The organism is Herbaspirillum sp. NPDC087042, from assembly GCF_044745245.1.
GTDB lineage: Bacteria > Pseudomonadota > Gammaproteobacteria > Burkholderiales > Burkholderiaceae_D > Herbaspirillum.
Window position 1 is genome coordinate 196603 of sequence record NZ_JBIUZW010000012.1, and the last position, 7247, is coordinate 203849.

Here is a 7247-nt window from a genome sequence, read left to right on the forward strand (position 1 = left end):
ACCTTCTGAGTGGGTTGCTGGATGTGCGCGGAGCGTCCCGCGCCGGCTGATGGCAAGGCTTATTGCAACGGCCGTGCCATCGCAGTGCAGCATGCGCCCGCGCCGACCCGGCCGGTGGCCGGCCGCGCTGGTATATCACAGTGAAATCAAGGACTTGGCAGGCGGCGCCGGAAGCGCCCCGGATCATCCCTCGCCGCCCGGGCAGCTCTACGGATTGCGCCGACCACGTTCCACAAGTGTTACATTAACGTTTCAACGAAACATCATGAACGCTTTTTGAAACAACAGGAACCGCCATGAAACGCCCCGCCCCCGCCGACCGTCATGCCGACAAACCGGTCATCTGGACGGTCTCGATGTCCCGCCTGTCGGAACTGTTCCGCGACATCACGCTGGAATTCGACGAGCTGGCTGACATCGAGCCCATCCAGCTGGGCTTCGACGAGGCCGTGCGCAGCATCCGCGAGCGCCTGGCCAGCGAGCGCTGCGATGTGGTGATCTCGGCCGGTTCCAACGGTGCCTATCTCAAGAGCCGCCTGCCGGTACCGGTGGTGGTGGCGCGCGCCAGCGGCTTCGACGTGATGCAGGCGCTGGCGCGGGCGCGCCAGATCACCACCCGCATCGGCCTGGTCACCTACCAGGACGCCATGCCGGCGCTGGCCGAGTTCCAGCAGATGTTCGGCCTGGAGATCGCCCAGCGCACCTATGCCACCGAAGAAGATGCGCGCGCCGTGGTCGACGAGCTCAAGGCCGGCGGCATCGAGGCGGTGGTGGGCGCCGGCCTGATCACCGACCTGGCCGAGGAAGCCGGCATGCGCGGCATCTTCCTCTACTCCGCTGCGACGGTGCGCCAGTCCTTCGAGGATGCGCTGGAACTGGCCCGCCTGACGCAACTGGAAAGCACGCGCAGCCCCAGCCTGCCGGTGGCCGACAGCCTGCGCGCACGCCATCACATCAAGGACCTGCGCGGCGATTCGGAGGCCATGGAAGAGGTCCGCCAGGCGATCACCCTCTTTGCCCGGTCCCCCTCGACCGTGCTGATCCAGGGCGAGACCGGCACCGGCAAGGAACTGGCGGCGCAGGCCATCCACCGCGCCCATCCACTGATGCAGGGCAAGACGCATGCGGCCCATCCCTTCGTGGCGATCAACTGCGGCGCGCTGGCCGAGTCCTTGCTGGAGTCCGAACTGTTCGGCTATGAAGAAGGTGCCTTCACCGGCTCGCGACGCGGCGGACGGGCCGGCGTCTTCGAGGCGGCCCATCGCGGCAGCCTGCTGCTCGACGAGATCGGCGAGATGCCCCTGCAGTTGCAGACCCGGCTGCTGCGCGTGCTGGAAGAACGGGTGGTGGTGCGAGTGGGGGGCACGCGACCCATTCCGGTCCAGGTGCGCATCATCAGCGCCACCCACTGCGACCTGGAGGAGCGGGTGCGCGATGGTCGCTTCCGCGCCGACCTGTACTACCGGCTCAGCGTGCTGCGCCTGCCGCTGCCGCCGCTGCGCGCGCGCAGCGAGGATATCCCGGCGCTGGCCGAATGGCATCTCAAGCATGCGCTGGCGGCGCTGGATACGCGCCCGCACGCCAACCTGGCCGCCGAGATCCTGCGCTGCGCGCCGCTCTTGTGCGCCTATGGCTGGCCGGGCAATGTGCGCGAGCTGCGCAACCTGATGGAGCGGCTGGCCCTGTTCCTGGCAGCCGAACCACTGCAGGCGCTGACACCGGCGCTGATCCTGCGGGTGGCACCGGAACTGGCTGCGCAAACCGCCCTGCCGCTGCAGGTGCCGCAAGCGGAAGCGCCCCCGCCCGACGACGAGGATATCCAGGCCGTCCTGCAACGCTATCGCGGCAACCGGGCGGCAGCGGCGCGACACCTGGGCATGAGTCGCACTACCCTGTGGCGCAAGCTCAGGGAAGCGCAGGATGGGATATCCCGATAGAGTGGATTGCGTAAATGATTTACAGGATTTCGGGTTTCGGCAAACACCTTCCTGCCTGTTGATAATCCCTTGCGGCGCGCCTTGACAGCGCCACATCGCCCCGCCTATGCTCGCCCGCTGTAGCGGCATTGTTGCATGTCCGTCATCGGCAGGCTGCTGCAACGGAGCGAACAACCATCATCCAGCCAGGCAACTGTCGGCTCCACCCGGGTCGCACGGGCTAGCCCGCTCCTCCATCCACACTGCTATCCATCAGGGAGTCTTCATGACCAGTCAGACCGCGGCGCACGACGCCGCTCACTCGCATCCACAGGCCAGGCGCGCCATCATTTCCTCGTCGATCGGCAATGCCCTCGAATGGTTCGACATCCTGATCTACGGCGCCTTCGCGGTCGTGATCGCCAAGCAGTTCTTCCCCACCGGGGATGACAGCGTCTCGCTGCTGCTGACCTTCGCTACCTTCGGCGTGTCCTTCTTCATGCGTCCGCTGGGTGCGGTGGTGCTGGGTGCCTATGCCGACCGCTCCGGCCGCAAGTCGGCCCTGATGCTGTCGATCACCCTGATGACCATCGGTACGGCCATGATCGCCTTCATGCCCAGCTACGCCAGCATCGGCCTGCTGGCACCGGCCGGCATCGCGCTGGGCAAGATGATCCAGGGCTTCTCGGCGGGTGGCGAATTCGGTAGCTCCACCGCCTTCCTGGTGGAACACGCACCGCATCGTCGCGGCTTCTTCTCCAGCTGGCAGGTCGCAAGCCAAGGTATCAGCCTGCTGCTGGCTGCCGTCTTCGGCGCCGTGCTCAACAACATGCTCACGCCGGACCAACTGGCTTCCTGGGGCTGGCGCGTGCCCTTCATCTTTGGCCTGCTGATCGCCCCGGCCGGTATCTATATCCGTCGCCACCTGGATGAAGCCCCGGAGTTCAAGGAATCCCGCGAGAAGACCGACGCTCCGCTGCGCGACACCTTCTCCAGCCAGAAGCTGCGCCTGCTGATCGGTTCGGGCAGCGTCATCATGGCCACCGTCTCGGTGTACCTGTCGCTGTACATCCCGACCTACGCGGTCAAGCAACTGGGCCTGCCGGCCTGGTCGTCGTTTGCCGCCATGTCGGTGGCCGGCCTGATCATGTTCATCGGCTCGCCGCTGGTGGGCGCGCTCTCCGACAAGATCGGCCGCACCCCCTTCATGATCGTCAGCAGCGCCCTCTACATCGTGCTGACCTATCCGATGTTCGTGTTCCTGACCAACTCGCCGGGCTTCCTGCAACTGCTGTTGCTGCAGACCGTCATCGGCGTGCTCATGACCATGTACTTCGCCGCCATGCCGGCCCTGCTGGCCGACATCTTCCCGGTGGCCACGCGCGGCACCGGCATGTCGCTGGCCTATAACATCGCCGTGACCATCTTCGGTGGCTTCGCCGGCCTGATCATCACCTGGCTGATCGACTTCACCGGCAACAAGCTGTCGGTGAGCTACTTCGTCATCTTCGGCGCGGTGCTGAGCCTGATCGCGTCGATCGCGGCACGCGTGGTGCTGAAGCTGCGCTGATCACGGGGCAGTCCGGATAAACGATATAAATCATTTATCCGGAAGCACCTGCATCACACCCGGCATCTCACCCTGCGTCACGCAATAAAAATGGCCTGGATCTCGCGATCCAGGCCATTTCCTTTTTTATGCGCCGCCGCCTCTTCCCCTTGCTGGTCCTGCCCACGCGGCGGCACGCGGGCAGGCCTCCCCTGCTTGACTCTTGCTAGCGGCACACCCGCTCAGTCATCCTCGGCACCGCCGATCCCCAGCTCCTGGATCTTGCGGGTGATGGTGTTGCGGCCAATGCCCAGGCGCACCGCGGCGTCGTTCTTGCGACCGTGGGTATGCTTCAGGGCGATCTTGATGAGCGCGGCTTCGAACTGGCGGCCGAGGATATCCATCACCTCGGGCTGTTCCGAGGCCAGCATCTGCGCGGCTTCGGTTTCCAGCAGCGAGATCCAGCTGACATTGCCGGCCTCCGGCAAGGCTGCCCCCGCCGTCGCTTCGCCGTAGCTGACCGGCATTACCGGTGCGGCCATCCCCGCCGATGCCGGACCGGCCACGACCTGCGCCGGTTGCGGCGCATAGGCGCGCTCTTCCACCAGATCCTGCGGCAGGTCCTTGATCTCGACGGTCTGGCCGGGGGCCATCACGGTGATCCAGTTGCACAGGTTTTCCAGCTGGCGCACGTTGCCGGGGAACTCCAGCTGCGACAGGAACTGCATCGCCTGCGGCGACAGGCGCTTGGCTTCCACGCCCAGCTGGCGCGCACTCTGCGCCAGGAAATAACGGGCCAGGATGGGAATGTCCTCGCTGCGTTCGCGCAGGCTGGGCAGGCGCAGGCGGATCACGTTCAGGCGATGGTACAAGTCCTCGCGGAACAGGCCTTCGCGCACGCGCTGTTCCAGGTTCTGGTGGGTGGCGGCGATCACGCGCACATTGGCCTTCAAGGATTGATGGCCGCCGACGCGGTAGAAGTGGCCGTCGGAGAGTACGCGCAAGAGGCGCGTCTGCAGATCCAGCGGCATGTCACCGATTTCATCGAGGAACAATGTGCCGCCCTCAGCCTGCTCGAAGCGGCCACGGCGCATGGCTTGCGCGCCGGTGAAGGCACCGCGTTCATGACCGAACAGCTCGGACTCCAGCAGGTCCTTGGGAATGGCGGCGGTGTTCAGCGCCACGAAGGGCTGGCTGGCGCGCGGGCTGTGCTTGTGCAGGGCGCGTGCCACCAGTTCCTTGCCGGAGCCGGATTCGCCGGTGATCAGCACCGTCACGTTCGATTGCGACAGGCGGCCGATGGCGCGGAACACATCCTGCATGGCCGGTGCCTGGCCGAGGATCTCGGGGGTCTGCGCGGCGCCCTGTTCGATGTCGGTTTCGCGCAGGCTCTCGTCGAGGGCGCGGCGGATCAGCTCGACCGCCTTGTCCACGTCGAAGGGCTTGGCCAGATATTCGAAGGCGCCGCCCTGGAAGGCCGAGACCGCCGAGTCGAGATCGGAGAAGGCGGTGATGATGATCACCGGAATCCCGGGATGCTTGGCCTTGACGGTCTGCAGCAGCTCCAGGCCGGAGGCGCCGGGCATGCGGATGTCGGAAACCAGCACTTGCGGCGTCCCGTTCTGCAGGGCCGCCATGGCATCGCGTGCGCTGGAAAAACTCTGCGTGGCGAGATTTTCTCGGGCCAGGGCCTTTTCGAGCACCCAGCGTATCGATTCGTCGTCGTCAACAATCCAGATTGGCTTCATAAATAACTTCTTCCTGCGTTGGTCTTGCTGTTAAAGCTCCCGCGAGCCAAGGCACTTCTGGCGCCCTGTCCGCAGCCCCCATGGTGACGGGATGCCTTCCGTCATTCCGGCTTTGGCGCGCCGCCTGCGGCCATGAGCTCACGGCAGCGGTATAAGTATTCTGAAATCGGTACAACCCGGCCGGCTGTCGCATTCGATCACGCCCATGTGCTGATGCACGAAAGTCTGCGCCAGGGTCAGCCCCAGTCCGCTACCACCTTCCCGTCCCGACACCAGGGGATAGAAGATTCTTTCCTGGATGTCAGGGGGAATACCCGGACCGTTATCGATGATATGCAAGTCTAGTGCCAGGCGGTATCGAACCTTGGAAAGCGTGACCTGGCGAGAGACGCGCGTGCGCAGAATCAGCTCGCCATCACCGGCACGGATACGCTCGGCCAGGGCCTGGGCGGCGTTGTGGACGATGTTGAGCACGGCCTGGATCAGTTGCTCCTTGTCGCCACGGAATTCGGGGATGGAGAGGTCATAGTCGCGCTGGATGCTCAGCCCCTGCGGGAACTCGGCCATCACCAGGCTACGCACGCGCTCGCAGACTTCATGGATGTTGACGTCGCCGACGATGTGCGGATGACGGTGCGGCGCCAGCAGGCGATCGACCAGGGTCTGCAGGCGGTCGGCTTCCTTGATGATGACCTGGGTGTATTCGCGCAATTCCTTCAGGTGCCGCTCGGGCAGCTCCAGCTCCAGCAGCTGTGCCGCGCCACGGATACCGCCCAGCGGATTCTTGATCTCGTGGGCCAGGTTGCGGATCAGTTCCTTGTTGGCCTGGCTCTGGTCGAACATGCGTTCTTCGCGGTCCAGCTTGAGCTGCTGCACGTTCTCGCGCAGCTCCAGCAGCACCGGCATGTCGGGGTTGTCCAGCGGGGTGACGATGGTATGGACCTGCAGCGGCTCGCGGTTGGCACGCTCCAGCACCAGGTCCAGGCGCTTGTCGGCGAACTGGTGTTCGATGGCCTGGTAGAACAGCGCCGAGAGTTCCTTGCCATTGAGGAAGAGCTCGGAGAGCTTCTGCTGCGAGAGCACCTTGAAGGAGCTCTCCAGCAGGTTCTCGGCGGCTGCATTGGCATAGACGATGCCGCCCCGGGCATCGAGGATGATCACGGCCGACGCCAGCAGGTCCAGACCGTCGAGCGAGGGAAATTGTGTCTTCATGGCGGAGGTGGATAAGCCTGGGTTCATGTCATGTCGCGTTGTCGTCATGCCGGATGACTAGCAAGTTTCGGGCGCGCTCCGGGATCCGGCACAGGAGGCGCCGGCGCATAAAAAAAGGGGAAGCAAGCTTCCCCTTTTTCATCAAACCCGGATTCGATTACAGCGAGTAGTACATATCGAATTCGATCGGATGGGTGGTCATGCGATAACGCGTGACTTCCTGCATCTTCAGTTCGAGGTAAGCATCGATCATGCTGTCGCTGAACACGCCGCCACGGGTCAGGAACTCGCGATCCTTGTTCAGGTGATCCAGCGCTTCTTCCAGCGAGGAGCACACGGTCGGGATCAGCTTGTCTTCTTCCGGCGGCAGGTGGTACAGGTCCTTGGTCGCAGCTTCGCCCGGGTGGATCTTGTTCTGCACGCCATCCAGACCGGCCATCAGCAGCGCCGAGAAGCACAGGTACGGGTTGGCCAGGGGATCCGGGAAGCGGGTTTCGATACGACGACCCTTCGGGTTGGCAACGTGCGGGATACGGATCGAGGCCGAACGGTTACGGGCCGAGTAGGCCAGCTTGACCGGAGCTTCGAAGCCGGGGACCAGACGCTTGTACGAGTTGGTACCAGGGTTGGTGATCGCGTTCAGTGCCTTGGCGTGCTTGATGATACCGCCGATGTAGTACAGCGCGAACTCGGACAGGCCAGCATAGCCGTCGCCTGCGAACAGGTTCTTGCCATCCTTCCAGACGGATTGGTGCACGTGCATGCCGGAGCCGTTGTCGCCAACCAGGGGCTTGTGCATGACGGTCGCGGTCTTGCCGTAGG

Annotated in this window: 4 protein-coding genes and 1 pseudogene; 2 read left to right on the forward strand and 3 right to left on the reverse strand. The window is 64.4% G+C overall.

Annotated elements, in window-relative coordinates; genetic code table 11:
* Positions 1-296: 296 nt before the first annotated feature.
* Both prpR and ACIPHN_RS17495 read left to right on the forward strand, forming a co-directional pair.
* Positions 297-1937 (forward strand): propionate catabolism operon regulatory protein PrpR, encoded by a 1641-nt coding sequence (gene prpR, locus ACIPHN_RS17490; RefSeq protein WP_400437997.1) that lies wholly within the window; start codon positions 297-299, stop codon positions 1935-1937.
* Between the two features lie 265 nt (positions 1938-2202).
* Entirely contained in the window at positions 2203-3486 is a 1284-nt protein-coding gene (locus ACIPHN_RS17495) for an MFS transporter (RefSeq protein WP_400437999.1), read from the forward strand.
* A 221-nt stretch (positions 3487-3707) separates the two neighbouring features.
* Here ACIPHN_RS17495 and ntrC read toward each other — a convergent pair whose 3' ends face one another.
* The 3 genes and pseudogenes from ntrC to glnA all read right to left on the reverse strand — a co-directional run.
* Positions 3708-5213 carry a nitrogen regulation protein NR(I) gene (gene ntrC / locus ACIPHN_RS17500; protein WP_400438001.1) on the reverse strand — a complete coding sequence of 502 codons (1506 nt, stop codon included), beginning with the start codon at positions 5211-5213 and terminating at the stop codon, positions 3708-3710.
* 138 nt (positions 5214-5351) lie between these two features.
* Positions 5352-6425: a nitrogen regulation protein NR(II) gene (gene glnL, locus ACIPHN_RS17505; RefSeq protein WP_400438003.1), complete on the reverse strand. Its 1074-nt coding sequence runs from the start codon at positions 6423-6425 to the stop codon at positions 5352-5354.
* Between the two features lie 157 nt (positions 6426-6582).
* A pseudogene (glnA, locus tag ACIPHN_RS17510) lies at positions 6583-7247 on the reverse strand (glutamine synthetase); the annotation flags it as partial.